At 64.8% G+C, this 22,416-nt stretch carries 18 protein-coding genes; 13 read left to right on the top strand and 5 right to left on the bottom strand.

Annotated elements, in window-relative coordinates; all coding sequences use genetic code 11:
- Positions 1 to 6 precede the first annotated feature (6 nt).
- The 4 genes from BKY27_RS02825 to BKY27_RS02810 all read left to right on the top strand — a co-directional run bounded on the left by BKY27_RS02825 (position 7) and on the right by BKY27_RS02810 (position 5,766).
- The gene (locus BKY27_RS02825; protein WP_071672909.1) at positions 7 to 2,208 is read left to right on the top strand and encodes a primosomal protein N'; all 2,202 of its coding nucleotides are present in this window, start codon (positions 7 to 9) and stop codon (positions 2,206 to 2,208) included.
- A 548-nt stretch (positions 2,209 to 2,756) separates the two neighbouring features.
- Positions 2,757 to 3,839 carry a histidinol-phosphate transaminase gene (hisC, locus tag BKY27_RS02820; RefSeq protein WP_071672908.1) on the top strand — a complete coding sequence of 361 codons (1,083 nt, stop codon included), beginning with the start codon at positions 2,757 to 2,759 and terminating at the stop codon, positions 3,837 to 3,839.
- Positions 3,836 to 4,771 (top strand): prephenate/arogenate dehydrogenase family protein, encoded by a 936-nt coding sequence (locus tag BKY27_RS02815; protein ID WP_071672907.1) that lies wholly within the window; start codon positions 3,836 to 3,838, stop codon positions 4,769 to 4,771. The genes hisC and BKY27_RS02815 overlap by 4 nt, the downstream gene beginning before the upstream one ends.
- Positions 4,768 to 5,766 carry an extensin-like domain-containing protein gene (locus BKY27_RS02810; RefSeq protein ID WP_071672906.1) on the top strand — a complete coding sequence of 333 codons (999 nt, stop codon included), beginning with the start codon at positions 4,768 to 4,770 and terminating at the stop codon, positions 5,764 to 5,766. Before BKY27_RS02815 ends, BKY27_RS02810 begins: the two co-directional genes overlap by 4 nt.
- 68 nt (positions 5,767 to 5,834) lie before the next feature.
- On the opposite strand, the gene BKY27_RS02805 is transcribed toward BKY27_RS02810, so the two are convergent.
- From BKY27_RS02805 to BKY27_RS02795, 3 genes are all read right to left on the bottom strand, one after another.
- Positions 5,835 to 6,251 (bottom strand): hypothetical protein, encoded by a 417-nt coding sequence (locus BKY27_RS02805; RefSeq protein WP_071672905.1) that lies wholly within the window; start codon positions 6,249 to 6,251, stop codon positions 5,835 to 5,837.
- Positions 6,252 to 6,529: 278 nt separating this feature from the next.
- Positions 6,530 to 6,940: a hypothetical protein gene (locus tag BKY27_RS02800; RefSeq protein WP_071672904.1), complete on the bottom strand. Its 411-nt coding sequence runs from the start codon at positions 6,938 to 6,940 to the stop codon at positions 6,530 to 6,532.
- A gap of 174 nt (positions 6,941 to 7,114) precedes the next feature.
- Positions 7,115 to 8,116, bottom strand: coding sequence for a DUF2125 domain-containing protein (locus BKY27_RS02795; protein WP_158514954.1), 1,002 nt, complete (start codon positions 8,114 to 8,116; stop codon positions 7,115 to 7,117).
- A gap of 84 nt (positions 8,117 to 8,200) precedes the next feature.
- On the opposite strand from BKY27_RS02795, the gene BKY27_RS02790 reads away from it, so the two are divergent.
- The 4 genes from BKY27_RS02790 (at position 8,201) to BKY27_RS02775 (ending at position 13,482) form a co-directional block, all read left to right on the top strand.
- A complete protein-coding gene (locus tag BKY27_RS02790) occupies positions 8,201 to 8,743 on the top strand; it encodes a gamma-glutamylcyclotransferase (RefSeq protein WP_071672902.1) in 543 nt (180 codons plus the stop codon).
- Positions 8,744 to 8,896: 153 nt separating this feature from the next.
- The gene (locus BKY27_RS02785; protein ID WP_084667826.1) at positions 8,897 to 10,066 is read left to right on the top strand and encodes a biopolymer transporter ExbB; all 1,170 of its coding nucleotides are present in this window, start codon (positions 8,897 to 8,899) and stop codon (positions 10,064 to 10,066) included.
- A gap of 3 nt (positions 10,067 to 10,069) precedes the next feature.
- Positions 10,070 to 13,099, top strand: a complete 3,030-nt coding sequence (locus BKY27_RS02780) for a peptidoglycan -binding protein (protein WP_071672900.1) — start codon at positions 10,070 to 10,072, stop codon at positions 13,097 to 13,099.
- Positions 13,099 to 13,482: a nuclear transport factor 2 family protein gene (locus BKY27_RS02775; protein ID WP_071672899.1), complete on the top strand. Its 384-nt coding sequence runs from the start codon at positions 13,099 to 13,101 to the stop codon at positions 13,480 to 13,482. The genes BKY27_RS02780 and BKY27_RS02775 overlap by 1 nt, the downstream gene beginning before the upstream one ends.
- 38 nt (positions 13,483 to 13,520) lie before the next feature.
- On the opposite strand, the gene clpA is transcribed toward BKY27_RS02775, so the two are convergent.
- Positions 13,521 to 15,854, bottom strand: a complete 2,334-nt coding sequence (gene clpA, locus BKY27_RS02770; protein WP_071672898.1) for an ATP-dependent Clp protease ATP-binding subunit ClpA — start codon at positions 15,852 to 15,854, stop codon at positions 13,521 to 13,523.
- Between the two features lie 194 nt (positions 15,855 to 16,048).
- Positions 16,049 to 16,816: a hydroxyacylglutathione hydrolase gene (gloB, locus tag BKY27_RS02765; RefSeq protein ID WP_071672897.1), complete on the bottom strand. Its 768-nt coding sequence runs from the start codon at positions 16,814 to 16,816 to the stop codon at positions 16,049 to 16,051.
- Positions 16,817 to 16,879: 63 nt separating this feature from the next.
- Here gloB and BKY27_RS02760 point away from each other — a divergent pair, with 63 nt between their 5' ends.
- From BKY27_RS02760 to atpD, 5 genes are all read left to right on the top strand, one after another.
- Positions 16,880 to 17,632: a class I SAM-dependent methyltransferase gene (locus BKY27_RS02760; protein WP_071672896.1), complete on the top strand. Its 753-nt coding sequence runs from the start codon at positions 16,880 to 16,882 to the stop codon at positions 17,630 to 17,632.
- Positions 17,633 to 17,978: 346 nt separating this feature from the next.
- The gene (locus BKY27_RS02755) at positions 17,979 to 18,545 is read left to right on the top strand and encodes a F0F1 ATP synthase subunit delta (RefSeq protein ID WP_071672895.1); all 567 of its coding nucleotides are present in this window, start codon (positions 17,979 to 17,981) and stop codon (positions 18,543 to 18,545) included.
- Positions 18,546 to 20,084 (top strand): F0F1 ATP synthase subunit alpha, encoded by a 1,539-nt coding sequence (gene atpA, locus BKY27_RS02750; RefSeq protein WP_071672894.1) that lies wholly within the window; start codon positions 18,546 to 18,548, stop codon positions 20,082 to 20,084.
- Positions 20,085 to 20,096: 12 nt separating this feature from the next.
- Positions 20,097 to 20,972 carry a F0F1 ATP synthase subunit gamma gene (locus BKY27_RS02745; RefSeq protein WP_071672893.1) on the top strand — a complete coding sequence of 292 codons (876 nt, stop codon included), beginning with the start codon at positions 20,097 to 20,099 and terminating at the stop codon, positions 20,970 to 20,972.
- Positions 20,973 to 20,991: 19 nt separating this feature from the next.
- Positions 20,992 to 22,416 (top strand): F0F1 ATP synthase subunit beta, encoded by a 1,425-nt coding sequence (gene atpD / locus BKY27_RS02740; protein ID WP_071672892.1) that lies wholly within the window; start codon positions 20,992 to 20,994, stop codon positions 22,414 to 22,416.

Raw genomic sequence — 22,416 nt, 5'->3', positions numbered from 1 at the left:
CATCAGATGACTGAATCGACACAGGAATTTTTCGAGGAAGATACGCTCGTGGGCGTGCTGACGGCGGAACCGCTGGACCGGGTGCTGGATTACAAGGCGCCCGAGGGCGGCTGCTGGTTGGGCGCCTATGTGCAGGTGCCGCTGGGGCCGCGCAAGGTTCTGGGTGTCGTCTGGGCGCCGGGGCGGGGCGATTGGAACCCGGCGAAAATCCGGCAGGTGCTGAAGGTGCTGGATGTCGCGCCGATGCGCGCCGAGATGCGAGAGTTCCTTGGCCGGGTCGGGTCTTACACGCTGACGCCGATGTCGCAGATGCTGCGGCTGGCCACCCGCGCGCCGGGGCTGGCCGATCCGCCCTCGATGCGCAAACTCTATCGCATCGGGTATGACACGCCCGATCGCATGACCGATGCCCGCACCCGCGTGATCGCGGTGCTGGAGGAATATGGCGGGCAGAGCTTTACCCTTGGAGAGCTGTCGGACATGGCGGGGGTCAGTTCCTCGGTCATCAAGGGGCTGGTCAAGCAGGGTGCGGTGGACGAGATCGACACGCCGCGCGATGCGCCTTACCTGACGCTCGACCCGCAGCGACCGGGAAAAGAGCTGACCGCGGCGCAGGCGGCGGCCTCTGCCCGCATCTGCGAGGGGATTTCGGAGCGGGTCTATGGCACCACGCTGCTGAAAGGCGTGACCGGATCGGGCAAGACCGAGGTCTATCTGGAGGCCGTCGCGGAAACCCTGCGCAAGGGGCGGCAGGCCCTGGTGCTGCTGCCCGAGATCGCGCTGACGTCAGAGTTCCTGACCCGTGTGAAACAGCGCTTCGGCGCGGAGCCGGCGGAATGGCATTCCGGCGTCACCATGACCGAACGCCGCCGCTGCTGGCGCATGGTCGGGCAGGGGGGCGCGCAGTTGGTGGTGGGCGCGCGCTCGGCGCTCTACCTGCCCTTCCGCGACCTTGGGCTGATCGTGGTCGATGAAGAGCATGACACGTCATACAAGCAAGAGGATGGCGCGCTTTACAACGCGCGGGACATGTCGGTTCTGCGGGCGTCGCTGACTGACGCGCAGGTGGTTCTGGCCTCGGCCACGCCCTCGCTTGAAAGCTGGTGGAACGCCGAGTCGGGGAAATATACCCGGATCGACCTGACCGATCGGTTCGGCCCAGCCGTCATGCCCGATATGCGTGCCATCGACATGCGGGCCGAAGACCTGCCGGGCAGCCGCTGGATATCGCCGTCGCTGCACCGCGCGGTCGAGTCGCGGATGGAGAAAGGCGAACAGGCGCTCTTGTTCCTCAACCGGCGCGGCTATGCGCCGGTGACGATCTGCCGGGCCTGCGGCGAACAGGTGGGCTGCGATTTCTGCGACGCGCGGATGGTGGAACACCGGTTCCTGAAACGGTTGATGTGCCACCAATGCGGCGAAACCAAGCCGATGCCCGAGGCCTGCCCGAGCTGCGGTGTCGAGGGCAAGATGGCCCCGGTGGGGCCGGGGGTGGAACGGCTGGCGGAAGAGGCGGCGGCGCTGTTTCCGAACGCGACACAGGCGGTGCTGTCGTCGGACCTGTTCGGGTCAGCCCGCGCCCTAAAGGCACGGATCGCCGAGATCGCCGAGGGCGAGACCGACATCATCATCGGCACGCAGCTGGTGGCCAAGGGGCACAACTTCCCCCGGTTGACGCTGGTCGGTGTGATCGACGCGGATCTGGGCCTGCAAGGGTCTGACCTGCGCGCGGCGGAGCGGACCTTTCAACTGATGCGGCAGGTGGCGGGGCGCGCGGGTCGGGCGGAAAGGCCGGGAACCGCGCTGTTGCAGACCTTTCAGCCCGAACACCCGGTGATCCGCGCGATCCTGTCGGGGGACGAGGAAGGGTTCTGGAAGGCCGAGGCCGAGGAACGCAGGGCGACGGGAATGCCCCCCTTTGGGCGGCTGGCCGGAATCGTGATTTCCGCGCCCGAGGCGGCGGCGGCCTTTGACCTTGGCACGCATCTGGCGCGCGCCGACGCGCCGATCCGGGCGATTGACGGACAGGTCTTTGGCCCGGCCCCGGCCCCGATCGCGCGCATTCGGGGGCGCCACCGGGTGCGGCTGTTGGTGAAAGCGCCAAAGGGGGCGCCCATCCAAGGCGCGTTGCGGCAGTGGCTGGGCGGGGTGAAACTGCCGGGCAATCTGCGGCTGAGCGTCGATATCGACCCGCAGAGCTTTTATTGAAAGTGGGATCGTCGCCTGACGGCGCCGACCAAGGCGAGGGGGCCTCGGGCCCCCTCGCGCTCCCCCGAGAGTATTTTTGCCAAGAAGAAGGCCGACGAGGGGTTGCGGACAGGTCAAGCCCGACCCGGACATCGGGCAAGGGCGTCGGGCGGTGGCGGGGGTCTCGCAGCCGGGGGGACGGGGCACGCATTTGGCTGGGTGGACCCGCATCGGCGAAAAGGGGCGGCGCCGCCCGGACGTGGGCGTGGCCATGTGGTCATTTGCAAGCGCTGTCGGAGCCATGTCGTCCTGCACCCTCATCGGGTGGTCTTTGGGGACAGGGCAGACCGGAGCCACGTTGGAGAGTCGGTATACCTGCGGCCAAGCATGGCAGGGAGGGGTTAAGACGGGGTTAAGCCTGGCGGCCCGCCAGGCAGCTTTTCCGGTGGGCAGGCGGCAGACAGCCGCCGGAAAGCGTGCCATCCCGGCCGGGCGCGGCAATGCGGTGGTTCCCAAGGGCGGGCCGGGCGGCTACAAGGCGCGGGTAATTTTCCAGAAGGTCGAGGACCATGACCCAGATCCGCCCGCAACCCGGCATCATGGAGATCGCGCTCTATCAGGGGGGCAGCGCCTCTATCGCGGGGCAGGACACACCGCTGAAGCTTTCGTCGAACGAGAACCCGTTTGGGCCCAGTCCCAAGGCGGTCGAAGCTGTTCAGGCGGCGGCGGGCGACATGCATAAATACCCCTCGACCGACCACGCCGCCCTGCGCGCGGCGATCGCCGACGTGCACGGGCTGGACGCGGATCGGATCATTTGTGGCGTGGGATCGGATGAGATCATCACGTTCCTGTGCCAGGCCTATGCCGGGCCGGGGGACGAGGTGCTGTATACCGAACACGGCTTCCTGATGTACAAGATTTCGGCCCTGGCGGCCGGGGCGACGCCCGTCGTCGCGCCGGAGCGGGAACGGTGCGTGGACGTGGATGCGATCCTGGACAAGGTCACGAGCCGCACGCGGCTTGTTTTTATCGCCAATCCCAACAACCCTACCGGCACCATGATCGGCGGCAACGAGGTGGCACGGCTGGCCGATGGGCTGCCGGAAAACTGCTTGCTGATCCTCGACGGGGCCTACGCGGAATATGTGGATAGGTTCGATGGCGGCGCGGCCTTGGTCGATGCGCGGGATACCGTGGTGATGACCCGGACCTTTTCCAAGATCTACGGGCTTGGCGGGCTGCGGGTCGGGTGGGGCTATGCACCGCGCGAGGTCATCGACGTGCTTAACCGCGTGCGCGGGCCGTTCAACCTGTCGACGTTGGCGCTGGCGGGGGCCGAGGCGGCGATCCGCGACACCGATTACGTGGACCATTGCCGCGCGGTGAACACGACGCAGCGCAAGCGACTGGCCGAGGGACTGGCGGCGCTTGGGTTCCCGTCCGATCCGTCCGAGGGGAATTTCATCCTGTGCCGGATGGGCGATGTCGAAACGGCCAAGGCCGCCGATGCGCATCTGAAGGCCAAGGGGATCATCGTGCGGCTGGTGGCGGGCTATGGTCTGCCCGACTGTATCCGCATCACCGTCGGGTCCGAGGGTGACGTGACCCGCGTGCTGGATGCAATGGCCGATTTCGGAGGCGTGGCATGAGCGTGATCTACCAACGTGTGGCCCTGATCGGGCTTGGGCTGATTGCCGGGTCGATGGCCCATGCCATGCGTCGTGGCGGGCTGGCCGGAGAGATCGTTGGCACCGCCCGCTCGTCCGGGACGCGGGCCGTGGCGGAAGAGATCGGGCTGTGCGACCGGGTGGTTGCCACGGCGGCCGAGGCGGTCGAGGGTGCCGATCTGGTCGTGTTGGCCGTTCCCGTTGGGGCCATGGGGCGCGTGGCCGAAGAGATCGGCCCGCACCTGGCCCCCGGCGCAACGGTCACGGATGTGGGCTCGGTCAAGAAGGACGTGGTCGATCAGGTCGGCCCGCATCTGCCCGAGGGCGTGCATTTCATCCCCGGCCACCCGCTGGCGGGAACGGAACATTCCGGGCCGCGCTCGGGTTTCGCCGCGTTGTTCGAGAACCGCTACACCCTGCTGACCCCGGTCGAGGGCAGCACGCCCGAGGCGGTGGCGCGGTTGCGCGCGCTGTGGGAAGGCATGGGCGCCCTGGTCGAAGAGATGGAGGCCGAGCATCATGATCTGGTGCTGGCCGTGACGTCGCACACGCCGCACCTGATTGCCTACACGATGGTGGGCGTGGCCGATCACCTGCGCCGCGTGACCGAAAGCGAGGTCATCAAGTATTCCGCCGCCGGGTTCCGCGATTTCACCCGGATTGCCGCCAGCGACCCGACCATGTGGCGCGACGTGTTCCTGACCAACAAGGAGGCGACGCTGGATATCCTCGGGCGTTTCACCGAAGAGCTGTTCGTGCTGCAACGGGCGATCCGCATGGGCGATGGCGATGCACTGTTCGACTATTTCACACGGACGCGGGCGATCCGGCGCGGGATTATCGAGGCGGGGCAGGATACCGACGCGCCGGACTTTGGCCGCGTGAAGACGCGCAAGGAGGAGGGCGAGGGATGAGGCGGGCGCGGGCGGCGCTGCTGGTCTGTCTGCTTGCGACCTGCCCGGCCCTGGCCGACGCGCCGGCCACGTCCGTGCGGCCCGATCCGCGCCCCGGTGTCGGGACAGAGCCGGACGCGCCCGAAGACGGTGTGACCACGCCCTCTGGCCCTGTCGTGATCACGGTGCGCGCAACCCGTCTGGCACCGGCGCAATCGCAACGGCCCGTCTTGCGCCCCGGCATCGGTGCGCAGGTGACGCCGCTGCGGTCGGGGGGGGAACCCTTGCCGCCGGACTTGCCTGCAACCGCCCCATCCCGCCCGCCTCAGGGGCTGCTGGCGTTGCTTGGCGGGCCACCCGGGCGCAATTATTCGTCGGGGGCGGCGGTCGCGGTTTCCCCGCGGCCCCTGCCTCGGCCCGATGCGATCATCCAAGCGGCACGGGTCAGCGCCACGCGGGCCACACCGGGGCGGGTGACGCAGCCGGGGCAGCGCGGGGCGCTTTGCGGACAACGCGGCATGGTGGGCGATGTGCTGGAGCCGATCCCCGGCCGCATCAACGGCTGCGGGATTTCCGCGCCGGTGCGGGTGCGCGAGATCGACGGCATCCCCCTGACGCAGCCTGCGACGATCAATTGCGATGCGGCGCTTGCGCTACGGGACTGGCTGAACGACACGGTTATTCCGACGGTCGGACGGCACGGGGGTGGCGTCGCCTCGTTGCGGGTGATCGCCTCCTATTCCTGCCGGACGCGGAACAACCAGCCCGGTGCGCGGCTGTCGGAACATGCGACCGGAAACGCCGTGGATATCGCGGCGGTCGGGTTGGTCAATGGCAGCGAGATTTCGGTTCTGGACGACTGGGGGTCCGGGACGGAAGGGCGTATTCTGCGGCAATTGCATTCGGGGGCCTGCGGCACGTTCGGCACGGTTCTGGGGCCCAATTCAGACCGCTATCACCGCAACCACTTTCACCTCGACGCGGCGTCATATCGTGGCGGCGCGTATTGCAGGTAAAGCGAAGCCCCCGGCGCCAAGGGCACCGGGAGCGCGAGGGCAAGGGAGCGGGATGCCCCGTCTTGTGGTCAGGATTTGTGATGGCGGCCGAGAAGCTGGAAGGCCACGTCGCGTGCATGGGCGCTTGACTGTGCCGAGACCGGTTCGTGGATCTCGTTGCGCAGGTACGAGACCTCGGCCCTGTTGCCATTTTCCGCCGCGTTCCGCAGTTCGATCAGTTGCGACAGGCTGTAATCGGCGGGGCTGACACCAAGCGAGGCGGCGAGGTCGTCCACCGTGGTCGTCGTCGCGGTGTTTGCGTGGCCGTGTTCGATGAAGGCGATGCGCTGCTGGTCGCCGTTCTGGACAGCTTCGCGCAACTGGATCAGTTGGGCGTTGGTGTAGGCGCCGGGCGCGACGTCCAGCCCTTGGGACAGCGTGTTGGACGCGAACACCGGGGCCGCGAGGGTCATGACGAGGGTGGTTGCGAGGATGACGGTTTTCATTTGGGATCTCCTTGGGATCATGTGGATCTGCGAAAGACGCTGCGGTGCGTCTTGTGAGACAGGAGATAAGGCCCTGCAGAAATCGCTAAAAGGCAGAAGAGAACCCTGACATCTGTGCGTCAGGGCGCAAGTTTGTAAGGTTTTGAGCGACGGTTTGTAAGAACTGGACACGGGGCGGCGCAGAGAGACGAAAAATACCCCGGTGCGCAGGCACCGGGGTATCTTGTCGGTCGGGTTTCGACACTCGACACTCGGCCCGAAGGCCGATGATCAGACGATCACAGGTCGCCGTCGGCCAGAATGGCACGGGCAGTCTCGTAGGTGCTGGACCGGCCTTGGGTCGAGATCACTTCGCTGCCGCCATTGAGCAGGAAGTTCACGCGGTTGGTGTCGTTGGCCTCAAGCGCCGTGCGCAGCTCGATCAGTTGCGGCAGCGAGTAGTTGGAGGCGTTCACGCCAAGCGATGCGGCCAAAGCCTGCCCGGCCCCCGGCGTCACCGGGTTGGCACCTTGCTGGAGGAAGGCGATACGCTGTTGATCGCCGTTCTGGACGGCCTCGCGCAGTTGGATCAGCTCGGCGGTGGTGTAGGCGTTGGAAGTGACATCCAGACCTTGGGCCAGCGTGTCTTGGGCAAAGGCCGGTGCGGTCAGTGCCAGAGCGAAAGCGGTGGTGAGTGCGATGGTTTTCATAACCAGTCTCCTTTTAACTTCAAAGTGTTATGCCTGAGACGCTGTGCGGTGCGCCTTCTGATACAGGAGATAGGTCTCTGCGGTTGTGCATGAAACTGGCATGTTTGACCGAAGATTTGTGCGTATGTGCACAGTTTTGAAATTTTCTGGCCCTTGATCCGGTGGCGCGGAAGATTATCGCAGCACGAGCCGCGGCACCGGGCCGAGCGGGATCGGTCCGAAATAGACTTGCCCCTCGGCAAATCGCAGGGTCGCGTCGAGGTCTTCGGGCCGGCCTGACAGCCCCGCCATCAGGGACAGGCCGGTTTCCAGCGTGCCGCGAAAACCATCGGGGATCGCGCCGGCATTGGCGCCAAGCGTCACCATTTCGCGCCAGTTCTGCGCGCGGACCGACAGGTTGCCGGTCGGCAGGCCCTGGGGGTCGACATCCAGCGTGCCCGAGACGCGCAAAGCCAGATCACCCCATTCGGCGCGCATTTCTTCCAGCTCCAGCCGGGTGACGTTCGGACGCGACACCTCTAGCGCGGTCAAATCCCATGGTCGGTCAAAGGCGGTCACGGCAGACAGGCGAAAGCGATCGACCTGCTGCGGCAGCAGCCCCGCGGGGTCGAGCAGGGCCAAAAGCTGCCCGGTCGGCACAAATCCCTCGGCGTCGAAGCGCAGGTCGTAGCGGTGGCCCGGCTCATCGCGCAGGGAAAAGCGCAGGGTGGCGCTGTCAATGGCGCTGGACCAGCCGAGATCGGAGCGCATGGCGACACGGTTGAAGATCGTCTCGGACCTGTTGAGCGCCAGATCGGAGCGCGCTTGCACATGCAACAGGGATTCCATCCGGTCGGCGGTGATCGTGATCGTCTCGAACGGCGTGGCGAAGCTCTGCGCCGAGGGCCAGATCGCCCGGATGGCAAGAGGGCGGGCGCTGAATTGGTCGAGGTGCAATTCGGGCGCGGTCCACGCCCATCCGGTTGCGGGGTCGGCCAGACGCAGGTCTGTCAGGCGGGTGTCAAAACGCAGGGGATAGCCCGAGGTGCCAAGCGTTTCGTACCCCACGACCCACCCGGCACGGCCCTGCTGGTCAAGCCAGCCCGCCACCAGCCGTTCAACGGTGACAGAACCCGCAATCCAGAGCAGGGACCAGAGCAGCGCAAGCGCGGCCATCAGGCGAACGAGGTGTTTCACGCGCGGGTCTCCTGCTTTCCCTTGGCCCTTTCCCTGCATATACGGGGGGCGACAACGCTGACCAGAGGACATGAAGGCAGGCACATGGCGCAAGACGAATTGTGGGTATTCGGCTACGGATCGCTGATCTGGAATCCCGGCTTCGACGTGGCCGAGACGCGCATTGCGCGGTTGCCGGGCTGGCACAGGTCGTTCTGCATGAGGTCGATCCACCATCGCGGCACCGAGGACCAGCCGGGGCTGGTGTTGGCGCTGGACGCGGCTGACGGCGCCCACTGCGACGGCGTGGCCTTTCGCGTCACGCCGGGACTGGAAGAGCCGACCATCGCCTACCTGCGCGAGCGGGAACTGATCTCTTCGGCCTATCTGGAACGCAACGTGCCGATCACCTTTCACGCGGGCGGCGAGGCGACGGCCCTGACCTATGTGATCGACCCGCATCATGTGCAGTATGTTGCCGGAATGGCGCTTGAGGATCAGGCACAGATCATTGCCCATGCGGTTGGCGGGCGTGGACCCAATGACGAGTATCTGCACAACACCGCCAGCCATCTGGCCGAGCTGAACCTTGCCGATGACGACCTGAACTGGCTGGTGGAGCGGGTGCGGGCGATCAAATCCGCGTGACGGGCCGGTTCGTCATGCTGCGCGGCGGCACAACGCTTGGCAGAGCAGGGTTTGCCGGGTAGGGTGCCGACATAGAAACGGCAATGGCCAGAGACCGTGACGAGCAGACCAGACGCGCCGCGCTTTACCCAACCGATCCGACAGATCCTCATCATGCTGATGGTCTGCGGACTTGTAGGTGTGGGCACCTTTTTCGTCTTCCCCAGCGTTGCGCCTGTGTTCCTGGCCAACAAGTTCCTTAACGGCATCATCGGGGTGGTCTTCGTCTTCGGCGTGCTGGCCTGTTTCTGGCAGGTGATCCAGCTTTTCTCGTCGATCTCGTGGATCGAGGGGATCGCCTCGGGCACCGGGACCGAAGATCGCAAGCCGCCGCGCCTTTTGGCAGCGTTGAGCGGAATTTTTCAGCAACGCGGATCACGCCTGCAACTGACCTCCAGTTCGGCGCGCTCGTCGCTCGACTCGGTCGGTGCGCGGATGGAAGAGGCGCGCGATATCACGCGCTACCTGACCAGCCTGCTGATCTTTCTGGGCCTGCTTGGCACATTCTACGGGCTGGCCACCACGGTGCCGGCCGTCGTGGATACGATCCGCTCGTTGCAACCTAGCGCCGACGATTCCGGGGTCGAGGTGTTTTCGCGCCTGATGGGCGGGCTGGAAAACCAGTTGGGCGGCATGGGCACGGCCTTTGCCTCGTCGCTTCTTGGTCTTGCTGGGTCGTTGGTTGTTGGCCTGCTGGAGCTGTTTGCCGGACATGGGCAGAACCGGTTTTACCGCGAGATGGAAGAGTGGTTGTCGACGATCACGCGGGTCAGTTTTTCCTCGGGCGACGGCGAAGGCGGCGGGCTGGACCGCGCCGCGATTGCCACGGTGCTGGACCACATGGTCGACCAGATCGACACGTTACAGGGGCTGTTCACGCAATCCGAGGCGCGCCATGCGGATACCGAAGCCCGGCTTGGCGAATTGACCGGGGTGCTTGGCTCGCTGGCCGAACGGCTGGGGCCGGGGCAGGTTGCCGCGACAGAGCGGTTGTCGGCGTCGCAGGAACGGTTGGCGGAAGTGATTTCCGAAAGCTCGGGCGAACAGGGGCTGGATGCCGAAAGCCGGATGCGGCTGCGCTCTATCGACGTGCAACTGCTGAAGATATTCGAGGAAATGGGCAGCGCCCGGCAAGCGGAAATCGGCGCGCTGCGCGAAGACCTCGGGTCGCTGACAGAGGCGTTGCGCGAGTTGACGCGCTCGGCCTCGCAACCGCGCCGGGCCCAACGTGCCCAACAGCAACCCGCCGCCCGTCCAGCTTCGACCCCGCCGCAAGAGGGCTGATCCATGGCCTTCCACCGCCGCAGCGGGAGCCGATTTGCCGCCTCGATCTGGCCGGGCTTCGTGGATGCCATCACCGCGCTTCTGATGGTGATGATCTTCGTGCTGACGATCTTCATGATCGTGCAGTTCGTGCTGTCGGAAACCATCAATAACCAAGATGACGAGTTGAACGCGCTCAACGCGCAACTCAACCAGTTGGCGGATTCCCTGGGCCTGGAACAACAGCGCACGGCGCAGTTGGAGCAGCGGGTGGCGACGCTTGGCTCTAGCCTGTCAGAGTCGCAGGACGAGGTGGAACGGCAGGCTTCCTTGATCCTGTCGCTCAACACGCAGAATGATGCGCAGGCCACCCAGATCGCCAATTTCGAGGATCGGGTGGCTGCGCTGTTGTCGGCCAATGCCGACCTGACCGATCAGCGAGACTCGTTGCGGGCCGACCTGACCGACAGCCTGTCGGAAGCGGACGCGCTGAACCTTGCGTTGGCCACGGCGCGGGATGAGATTGATGCCGCCGCCGAGCAGGCCCGGCTGGCGGCTGCGGAACGCGAGGCGCTGGACGCACTGGTCGAGGATTTGCGCGCCCGCAACGCCGAGCAGCAGGCCAGCCTTGCCGATACGCTGGCCGCGCTGGACGATCAGCGGACGACCGCGGGCACCTTGCAGGACAACCTGACGGCGGCGCTGGCGGCGCTGTCGGACGAAGAGGATCGAAGCGCCGCGCTGCAGGGGCAGATTGCGGGCCTTGAGCAATCTCTGAGCGACGAAGAAGCCGCGCGGCTGGCCCGCGAGGCCACCATTGCCGCGCTGCGCGAACGGATCTCGGTTCTGGAAACCAATCTCGACAGCGAAGAGGCCACGCGGTTGGCCGAAGCGGCCGCCGCTGCCGCCCTGCGCGACCGGCTGGCCGATACGCAAGACCAGTTGTCGGACGAAGAGGCCGCGCGTCTGGCCGAAGCCGCCGCGGCCGAGGCGCTGCGGGCGCGGTTGCAGGAATCGGATGCGGAACTGAGCGCGATGGCGCTGGCGCTGGAACAGCGTCGCCGCGAGGCCGAAGAGACGCTGACATTGCTGGCCGCCGCCGATCAGGCGCGCGAGGATTTCGCCGCGCGGCTGGCCTCGGCCCTGGCCGAAACAACGGCGCAGTCAGAGCAACTGGCCACGCAGGGCGAGCAGATGGCCGCGCAGCAGGACCGGATCGCCACGCTGGAAACACAGGTGCAGGCGGCCTCGGAACAGGCCGGGCGATTGTCGGACCTCGAGGGGCAATTGGCCCTCGCCCTTGCGGCGCGCGCGCGTGACGCGACCCTGATCGACCAGACGCAAGAGGATCTGGCCGCGACGCAGGCCGCATTGGACGAGGCGCGGGCGACGGCCGAGGACCGGGCCTCGGACATGTCATCGCTGGAACAGGAACTGGCGCGTGCGCTGGCCCGCCTGACCGCGCAGGAGCAGCGGAGCCAGACCCGGATTGCCGCACTGGAAGAAGACTTGGCCACCGCACAGGCGCAATCCAGCGCCCGCACGGCCGAGCTTGAGGCCGCGCAGAACAGCCTGTCGGAATTGGAGATCCAGCTTGCCGCCGCCCTGGCCGACACAGCGGATCGAGATCAGGCGGTGGCCGACCTTCAGCAACAGTTGGCGGCCATTCGGGCCGACCGGGACGACACGGCGGCGGAGTTGCGCGACAGCCGAACGGCGCTGTCGGATCTGGAGGCGCAACTTGCCGCCGCGCTTGCCGCGACACAGGACACCGATCAAGCGGTGACCGACTTGCAGGCCCAACTGACCGCCGTGCAGGCCGCCCGCGATGCCACGGCAGAGGAATTGGACAGCGTCCAGACCAGCCTGTCGGAGACGGAATTGCGGTTGGCGGCGGCGGTGGCGCAGGCGGCGGACCGGGATCAGATCGTCGTGGACTTGCGCCAGCAACTGGCGGCGGCCCGGGCCGAGGCGGCGGCGCGGCAGGAAGATCTGGTGGCCAGCCAGAGCAGCCTGAGTTCGCTGGAACAGGACTTGGCGCAGGCCCTGCTGGAACGTGATCGTGCCGCGCAAGAGGCCGAGGACCGGATCGCGGCCCTGCAACAGCAATTGGACGCGTCCGAGGCAGCCCGCGCGGCCAATGACGACGTGGCCAGCCAGCTATCGGACCTGGAACAGCAATTGGCCGCCGCGCTGAGCGCACAGATGCTGGCCGAACAGCAGGCCGAGGACCGGTTGAGCGAGGCCGACCAGCGGGCCGCGCTGTTGGCGCAAGCCAATATAGAGCTTCAGCAGGCCGAGGCGGCCTCGGCGGAAAGCCAAAGGCGGATAACCGCGCTGAACGAGCAGGTGACAGCCCTGCGCACCCAATTGCGGCAATTGCAGGGGATGCTCGATGCCTCGCAGGCCAGCGATGCCGAGGCGCAGGTTCAGGTCGAGGCGCTTGGTGCCAACCTGAATTCGGCACTGGCCCGGTTGGCATCGGAACGGGATGCCCGCGCTGCAGCGGAAACCGCACGGGCCGAAGCCGAGGCGGAAGCCCGCCGTCTGGCCGAGGCGGAAGCGGAACGTCTGGCGCAGGAAGCGCAGGAATTGTCACGCTACCGGTCGGAATTCTTCGGACGTCTGCGCGATCTGCTGGAAGGCCGCGACGGGGTGCGGATCGACGGTGACCGCTTTGTCTTTGCCTCGGAAGTGCTGTTCGATCTGGGGTCGGCTGAACTGTCGCCGGCGGGTGAGGAACAGATCGCCAACGTGGCCGATCTGTTGTTCGAGGTGGCCGATGAAATCCCGTTGTCCATCGACTGGATCGTGCGGGTCGATGGCCATACCGACAACCAGCAACTGCGCCCGACGGCGGATTACGCCAATAACTGGGAATTGAGCCAGGCCCGCGCGCTGTCGGTGGTGCTGTATATGAGCGAAGAGCTTGGCTTTCCGCCCGCTCGGCTGGCGGCAACCGGGTTCGGAGAGTTTCGCCCCATCGCCTCGAATGACACCGAAGAGGGCCGCGCGCAGAACCGGCGGATCGAGTTGAAACTGACGGAACGCTGATGGCTGAAGAGGCGTTGCCAGGCCAAATCCTGACCTGCGAGCGGCGCGTATGGGACGCGCTGGTCGCGGGCGATGCCGAGGCCGATGCGGTGACCTTGGCCGAGGAGTTTCTGGGCGTCTATCCCGACGGTTTTGCGGGCAAGAACAGCCATACCGGCCAGCTTGACGGCGGCCCGACTGTTGCGCGCTATGTGCTTTCCGAGACGCGGTTGATGCGGCTGGGGCCGGACCATGTGCTGCTGGCCTATCTGGCGGCCTACCTGCGCACCGGGCAAAACGTGCCGGAAGAGATGTATGTCAGTTCGATCTGGCGGCGTGCCGGGGCGGGGTGGATCAACGTCTTTAGCCAAGACACGCCAGCAACCGGCGATCCGGTGCCCTGACAGGAAAAAGGCGCCCCGCAAGGCGCCTTTCCTGTTGATCAGTCCGCCGTCAGGAGTGGCGGTTTTTTCGAGGTGAGCCGACGCGCGCCGGGCTCTTCGATGCGCAGCTCGATCTCGCCATCCTTGACGCCGACCTGAACGTTGCCGCCCTTGGACAGTTTGCCGAAGAGCAGTTCTTCTGCCAGCGGCTTCTTGATATGCTCCTGGATCACGCGGCCAAGCGGACGGGCGCCCATCTTGTCGTCGTAGCCCTTGTCGGCCAGCCATTCGGCGGCGGGCTTGGTCAACTCGATGGTCACGTTGCGATCCATCAACTGCGCTTCCAGTTGCAGCACGAATTTCTCGACCACTTGCAGGATCACCTCTTTCGGCAGCGGGCCGAAGGAAATGACCGCGTCCAGACGGTTGCGGAATTCGGGCGTGAAGGTGCGTTCGATCGCGGCGGTATCTTCGCCCTCGCGCCGGTCGCGGCCAAAGCCGATGGCCGCCTTGGCCTGTTCGGTGGCGCCCGCGTTCGACGTCATGATCAGCACCACGTTGCGGAAATCGACCGAGCGACCGTTATGGTCGGTCAGGGTGCCGTGGTCCATCACCTGAAGCAGGATGTTGAACACGTCCGGGTGCGCCTTTTCGATCTCGTCCAGCAGCAGCACGCAATGCGGATGCTGGTCGACGCCATCGGTCAAGAGGCCGCCCTGATCAAAGCCGACATAGCCCGGAGGCGCGCCGATCAGACGGCTGACCGCGTGCTTTTCCATGTATTCCGACATGTCGAAGCGCATCAGTTCCACCCCGAGCGTATCGGCCAGTTGCTTGGCCACCTCGGTCTTGCCGACACCGGTCGGACCCGCGAACAGGTAGTTGCCGATGGGCTTTTCCGGTTCGCGCAGGCCAGCGCGGGCCAGTTTGATGGCCGAGGACAGCGCGGTGATGGCGGCATCTTGTCCGAAGACCACGCGCTTGAGGCTGGCCTCCAGATCCTTGAGCACCTCGGCATCGTCCTTGGACACGTTCTTGGGCGGGATGCGGGCGATCTTGGCCACAACGGCCTCGATCTCTTTCGGACTGATGGTCTTGCGGCGCTTGGATTCCGCGACCAGATGCTGCGCCGCTCCGGCCTCGTCGATCACGTCGATGGCCTTGTCGGGCAGTTTGCGGTCGTTGATGTAGCGCGCCGACAGTTCCACCGCCGTCTTGATCGCGTCGTTGGTATACTTGATGTCGTGATGCTCTTCGAAATAGGGCTTCAGGCCCTTGAGGATCTTGATCGTGTCCTCGACAGAAGGCTCGTTCACGTCGATCTTCTGGAACCGGCGGCTCAGCGCGCGGTCCTTTTCGAAATGCTGGCGGAATTCCTTGTAGGTGGTGGAGCCCATGCAGCGCAGCTTGCCGCCCTGAAGCGCGGGCTTGAGCAGGTTGGAGGCATCCATCGCCCCACCAGAGGTGGCGCCCGCGCCGATCACGGTGTGAATTTCGTCGATGAAGAGGATCGCGTCGGGGTGATCCTCCAACTCGGTCACGACCGCCTTGAGCCGTTCCTCGAAGTCGCCGCGATAACGGGTGCCAGCCAGCAGCGCGCCCATGTCGAGCGAATAGATCGTCGCCTCGCTCAGCACCTCGGGGGTCTGGCCCTCGACGATCTTCTTGGCCAACCCCTCGGCGATGGCGGTCTTGCCAACTCCGGGGTCGCCCACCAGCAGCGGGTTGTTCTTGCGGCGGCGGCAGAGCACCTGAACGCAACGCTCAACCTCGGATTCGCGGCCAATCAGCGGGTCCACGTCGCCCTTGCGGGATTTCGCGTTCAGATCGACGCAGTATTTGGCCAGCGCCGAATCCTTGGCGTCGCCATCGACGGTCGCCTCGGACGTGGCTTCGGACAGGTCGTCTTCATCCTCGGCCCCTGTGATCGGGCGGGCTTCGCCATACGAGGGGTCTTTGGCCACGCCATGGGCGATGAAATTCACCGCGTCATACCGGGTCATGTCCTGTTCTTGCAGGAAATAGGCGGCGTTGGATTCACGCTCGGCGAAGATGGCGACCAGCACGTTGGCACCGGTCACTTCGGTGCGGCCCGAGCTTTGGACATGGATTGCGGCGCGCTGGATCACGCGCTGGAAGGCGGCGGTCGGCACCGCCTCGGAACCTTCGATATCGGTCACCAGCGTCGAGAGTTCCTCGTCGATGAAGGTGACAAGAGTTTGGCGCAACTCCTCGATATCGACGCTACAGGCCTTCATGACCTTTATGGCATCGGGTTCCTCGGTCAGGGACAGAAGGAGATGTTCGAGAGTTGCGAGTTCATGGCGCCGGGTGTTGGCATTCGCCAGCGCGGCGTGAATGGCCTGCTCAAGAGTGTTCGAAAAAGACGGCACTGCCTGTGCTCCTTTCGTTGCGCCGGAGGGGGCGAGGGGGCGCGCGCCGCTCCGACTGTGGCCTCATACTGTTAAGGTTCGGTTTTTGTCCGCACAGTTCAAGGCATTTCTCTTCAAATTTTCTTCGCACTCCCGACAGAACGCGTGATGCGCAGGATTTGGGCGGCTTCGTGCGTCCATGGGTGCTCACCTTATCAGAAGCTGTCCTTGCGGGCGCGGATTTCTGCGAAAACGGCCACGTCATCGGCCGTTTCCATGCCAAGCTGCGCGCGGATCTTCGCATCATGGGCGCGCAGGAATGGGTTTGTGTCGAGTTCTTCGCGAAGGGTCGATGGCACGGTCGGGCGGCCTTCTGCACGGGCCGCGTCGATCGCCTCGGAACGAGAGATAAGTGCGGGATTGTCCGGATCAATGGTGCGCGCGAATTTTGCGTTGGCAGCGGTGTATTCGTGGCCTGAGCAGACCAAGGTTTCGGGCGGCAGGGCGGCAAGGCGCGACAGGCTGGCATGCATCATCTCTGGCGTGCCCTCGAACAGGCGCCCACAGCCAAGCGCCATCAGGCTGTCGGCGGTGAAGACAGCGTGGCTGTCGGGGAAGTGAAAGGCGATGTGGCCGACGGTGTGGCCCGAAACCTCGATCACGGTGCCGGACTCGCTGCCGATGGTCACGGCCTCGCCCGGATGGACAGCGTGATCGAGCGGCGGCAGGCGGCCCGCGTCGGCGGCATTGCCCCACGTCCTGGCCCCGGTGGCCGCGACCAGCGGCGCCACCCCATCGATATGGTCCCAGTGGTGATGGGTGATCAGGATATCGCTGAGCCGCCATCCCCGGCGCGCCAGTTCCTCCTGAATCGGTGCAGGATCGGGCACATCGACCACCGCCGTGGCCCCGGTGGCGGCGTCATGCAGCAAAAAAGCGTAGTTGTCGGACAAACAAGGGAGGGTCACGATCTCAAGGGGCATGGCAAATTCCTTCTTCGCGGTTAAGCTGCGCCCGAACCGTCGCCCAAACCCGAGGGGGTTGCAATGCATCTCGACGTGCTGGACCTGCGCCAATTCTATTACCGCACCCGGCTGGGGCGGATCGCGCAGAAATCGGTGCGGGACCAAGTGGTCAGTTTCTGGCCAGAGATGACCGGCAAGACGATTGTGGGGTTTGGCTTTGCCGTGCCCCTGCTGCGGCCTTATCTGGGCAAGGCCGAGCGGGTAATCGGCCTGATGCCGGGCGCACAAGGGGTGATGCCGTGGCCTGCCGGGATGAACAACGTGTCGGTGCTGTGCCACGAAACCCGTTGGCCGCTGTCGGCGGGTATGGTCGATCGGCTGGTGGTGATGCATGGGCTGGAAACCTCGGAACAGCCGTCGGCGGTGCTGGAAGAATGCTACCGGGTGCTGGCGCCCGAGGGACGGGCGCTGTTCATCGTGCCCAACCGGGGCGGGTTGTGGGCCCGGCGGGATGGCACGCCCTTCGGCTTTGGGCGGCCCTATTCGTTGACCCAGCTTGAGCAGCAATTGCGCACGCACGGGTTCGAGGCAGAGCGCCACCGCGCCGCGCTGTTCGCGCCACCGAGCCACGCGCGGTTCTGGCTGAAAAGCTCTGACCTGATCGAGAAAATGGGCCGCAAGCTGTCCAGCTATTATGCGGGCGGGGTGATCATGGTCGAGGCCAGCAAACACACCTATGCGCCGACCCGGCCGGGGCTGGCCGAACGGGTGAAACGACCGCTGCGAATCCTCGATGCACCGCCGCAACCGGCGCGTGCCCGGCATCGGCCTTGACCGGTTTTTCCGTCGCCCGGCGGCGCCCGAGCAACGGGCGTCAAAAGGCCCGAACGGCATGCAATGGTGTGCAGTTGTATGCGGTTGGGGCGTCGACTCGGGGCTTATCCACAGAAAAAGGGGGTAAAAAAGCTAGCTTCAAAGCGTCGCAGTCAGGCTAAATGCGTGAAAACCCGTGATAAAACAGCGTTATCGGCCATTTCTCGCCGATGGCCGTGACTGTTGCAGCGTGCATGTACCTCTGCTACATCCGGCGCGATTTCAAGTGGGCGGGGACAGTCAACCGCTCTAACACAGAACCGCCGGGCACGCCGCAGCGCGTGATCCCGGCCACTGTATCGGAAGGGTGGACGTGTCGGAAACAGCTTCGATCTCGACCGGCATTGCCTCGCGCTACGCGACGGCCGTGTTTGAACTTGCCACGGAAGATAATGCGATCGGCGCCCTCGAAGGCGATATCGATGCGCTGGACGCGGCGCTGGCAGACAGCGCCGACCTGCGCGACCTGATCGCGTCTCCGATCTATTCGCGCGATGACATGCAGGCCGGCATCGCCGCCGTGGCCAAAGCCATGGAGCTGGGCAGCATCCTGTCCAACACCTTGGCCCTCATGGCTGCCAAGCGCCGCCTCTTTGTCGTGCCCCAGATGGTACGCGCGCTGCGCGAGATGATCGCCGAGCAAAAGGGCGAAGTCACCGCCGACGTGGTTTCCGCCAAGGCGATGACCAAGACTCAATCCGACAAGCTGGCCAAGGCACTTGCCGCTGTGTTCGGAAAAGACGTGAAATTGAATGCGACCGTCGATGACTCCCTCATTGGCGGTCTTGTTGTTAAGGTGGGCTCGAAGATGGTCGATACCTCGATCCGCTCCAAGCTCAACACCCTCCAGAACACCATGAAAGAGGTCGGATAAATGACTATCCAAGCAGCCGAGATCTCTGCGATCCTGAAGGACCAGATCAAGAGCTTTGGCCAGGAAGCCGAAGTTGCCGAAGTGGGCCGAGTGCTCTCTGTCGGCGACGGTATTGCCCGCGTGTACGGGCTGGACAACGTTCAGGCCGGTGAGATGGTCGAATTCCCCGGTGGCATCATGGGGATGGCACTGAACCTCGAAGCCGACAACGTCGGTGTCGTGATCTTCGGGTCCGACCGTGACATCAAGGAAGGCGACACCGTCAAGCGCACCAACTCGATCGTTGACGTGCCCGCCGGTGAAGCCCTGCTCGGCCGCGTGGTCGACGGTCTGGGCAACCCGATCGACGGCAAGGGCCCGATCGAAGGGTCTGAGCGTCGCGTTGCCGACGTCAAGGCGCCGGGCATCATCCCGCGTAAATCGGTGCACGAGCCGATGGCGACCGGCCTGAAATCCGTGGACGCCATGATCCCGATCGGCCGTGGCCAGCGGGAACTGATCATCGGCGACCGTCAGACCGGCAAGACCGCCGTGGCGCTCGACGCGATCCTGAACCAGAAAGTCTATAACGAGGCCGCCGGCGACGACGAGAGCAAGAAGCTCTACTGCGTCTACGTTGCCATCGGCCAGAAGCGGTCGACCGTGGCACAGCTGGTGAAGAAGCTGGAAGAAACCGGTGCCATCGACTACTCGATCGTCGTTGCGGCCACCGCATCCGACCCGGCCCCGATGCAGTTCCTCGCGCCCTACGCCGCGACCGCAATGGCAGAATACTTCCGTGACAACGGCAAACACGCGCTGATCATCTATGATGACCTGTCCAAGCAGGCCGTGTCCTATCGTCAGATGTCGCTGCTGCTGCGCCGTCCGCCGGGGCGTGAAGCTTATCCGGGTGACGTTTTCTACCTCCACTCTCGCCTGCTGGAACGCTCGGCCAAGCTGAACGAAGATCACGGCGCTGGCTCGCTGACCGCTCTGCCGATCATCGAAACCCAGGGCGGTGACGTTTCGGCCTTTATTCCGACCAACGTGATCTCGATCACCGACGGCCAGATCTTCCTTGAAACCGAGCTGTTCTATCAGGGCATCCGCCCCGCCGTGAACACCGGTCTGTCGGTGTCTCGTGTGGGTTCGTCCGCTCAGACCGACGCGATGAAGTCGGTCGCAGGCCCGGTGAAGCTGGAACTCGCGCAGTATCGTGAAATGGCCGCCTTCGCCCAGTTCGGCTCCGACCTCGACGCCGCAACTCAGCGCCTGCTGAACCGTGGTGCCCGTTTGACCGAGCTGATGAAGCAGCCCCAGTATTCGCCGCTGACCAACGCCGAGATCGTCTGCGTGATCTACGCGGGCACCCACGGTTACCTCGACAGCATCTCGGTCGGCAATGTGGGCCGGTTCGAGGCTGGAATGCTGGCGCATCTGCGTGGCAAGCACCAGGACCTGCTGGACGACATCACCAACAACGACCGCAAGGTCAAAGGTGAGCTCGAGGACAAGATCAAGGCTGCTCTCGACGAATTCGCCGCCGATTTCGCATAAGGAGGTCAGGCAATGCCAAACCTCAAGGACCTGAAAAACCGGATCGAGTCGGTCAAATCGACCCGCAAGATCACCAAGGCGATGCAGATGGTCGCTGCCGCAAAACTGCGCCGGGCGCAGGATGCGGCAGAGGCCGGTCGTCCCTATGCCGAACGGATGCAGGCCGTCATGGGCGGCCTTGCCACCTCGGTTGGCGGGTCGGACAGCGCGCCGCGCCTGTTGGCTGGCACCGGTTCCGACCAGACCCACCTGCTGGTGGTGCTGACGGCGGAACGGGGGCTGTGCGGGGGCTTCAACTCGACGATCGTCCGTCTCGTGCGGACCCGCATCCAGGAGCTGATCGGCCAAGGCAAGACCGTCAAACTGCTGACGGTGGGCAAGAAGGGCCGCGAACAGCTGCGCCGGGACTATGCCGATCTGATGGTGGGTCACGTTGACCTGTCAGAGGTGAAGCGTGTCGGCTATGCCAACGCGGCCGAGATCGCGGGCGATATCCTCAAGCGTTTCGACGCCGGGGAATTCGACGTCGCCTCGATTTACTTCAACACCTTCCAATCGGTGATCAGCCAGATTCCGACGGAAACCCAGATCATCCCGGCCAAGTTCGACGCCCCCGAGGCTGACGACGCTTCGACGCTCTATGACTACGAGCCGTCGGAAGAGGCCATCCTTGCGGATCTGCTGCCGCGCGGTGTCGCCACGCAGATCTTCTCGGCGCTTCTGGAAAACGGCGCGTCCGAACAGGGCGCCCGGATGTCGGCGATGGACAACGCTACGCGCAACGCGGGCGACATGATCGACAAGCTGACCATCGAATACAACCGTTCGCGTCAGGCCGTCATCACCAACGAGCTGATCGAAATCATTTCGGGCGCCGAGGCGCTCTGACGAACTCTGGAGACACGACATGGCACAAGCAGTCGGCAAAATCACGCAGGTCATCGGCGCTGTCGTTGACGTGCAGTTCGAGGGCGCTCTGCCCGAGATCCTCAACGCGCTGAACACCGAGAACAACGGCAAGAAGCTGGTTCTCGAAGTGGCGCAGCACCTTGGCGAAAACACCGTCCGGACCATCGCGATGGACGCCACCGAAGGCTTGGTGCGCGGTCAGACCGTGACCGACACCGGCGCACCGATCTCGGTTCCGGTTGGCAACGCCACCCTCGGTCGCATCCTGAACGTCATCGGCGAGCCGGTGGACGAACAGGGTCCGGTGGACGCAGAAGAAACCCGCGCCATCCACCAACCCGCACCGACCTTCGACGAACAGTCGACCTCGTCCGACATCCTCGTCACCGGCATCAAGGTGATCGACCTTCTCGCGCCCTACTCGAAGGGTGGTAAGATTGGCCTCTTCGGTGGTGCCGGCGTGGGCAAGACGGTTCTCATCATGGAACTGATCAACAACATCGCAAAGGTGCACTCGGGCTACTCCGTGTTCGCCGGTGTTGGCGAGCGGACCCGTGAAGGCAACGACCTCTACCACGAGATGATCGAATCCAACGTCATCAAGCCCGACAACCTGTCGGAAAGCCAAGTGGCGCTTGTTTACGGTCAGATGAACGAGCCTCCGGGGGCGCGTGCCCGTGTGGCGCTGACCGGCCTGACCCTGGCCGAGCAGTTCCGCGACCAGTCCGGGACCGACGTTCTGTTCTTCGTCGACAACATCTTCCGCTTCACGCAGGCAGGGTCCGAGGTGTCGGCACTTCTGGGTCGTATCCCGTCCGCTGTGGGTTACCAGCCGACGCTGGCCACCGACATGGGCGCGATGCAGGAACGCATTACCTCGACCAAGGCAGGCTCGATTACGTCGATCCAGGCCGTCTACGTTCCCGCGGACGACCTGACCGACCCGGCCCCGGCCACGACCTTTGCCCACCTCGACGCAACGACCGTTCTGTCGCGCGCCATCTCGGAACTCGGCATCTATCCCGCCGTGGACCCGCTCGACAGCTCCAGCCGGATCCTCGATCCGCAGGTTGTGGGCGAAGAGCACTACCAGGTTGCCCGTGACGTGCAGGGTATTCTTCAGCGCTACAAGTCGCTGCAGGACATCATCGCCATTCTCGGGATGGACGAACTGTCGGAAGAGGACAAGCTGACCGTGGCCCGTGCCCGGAAGATCCAGCGTTTCCTCAGCCAGCCCTTCGACGTGGCGAAAGTGTTCACCGGCTCTGACGGTGTGCAGGTTCCGCTGGAAGACACCATCGCGTCCTTCAAGGCTGTGGTTGCTGGCGAATACGACCACCTTCCCGAAGCGGCCTTCTACATGGTTGGCGGCATCGACGAAGTGAAAGCCAAAGCCGAACGCCTGGCCGCAGAAGCCGCCTAA

It is taken from the genome of Nioella nitratireducens (assembly GCF_001879715.1).
In the GTDB taxonomy this organism is placed as follows: Bacteria; Pseudomonadota; Alphaproteobacteria; order Rhodobacterales; family Rhodobacteraceae; genus Nioella; species Nioella nitratireducens.
This window is presented reverse-complemented; position numbering and strand designations above follow the sequence as displayed.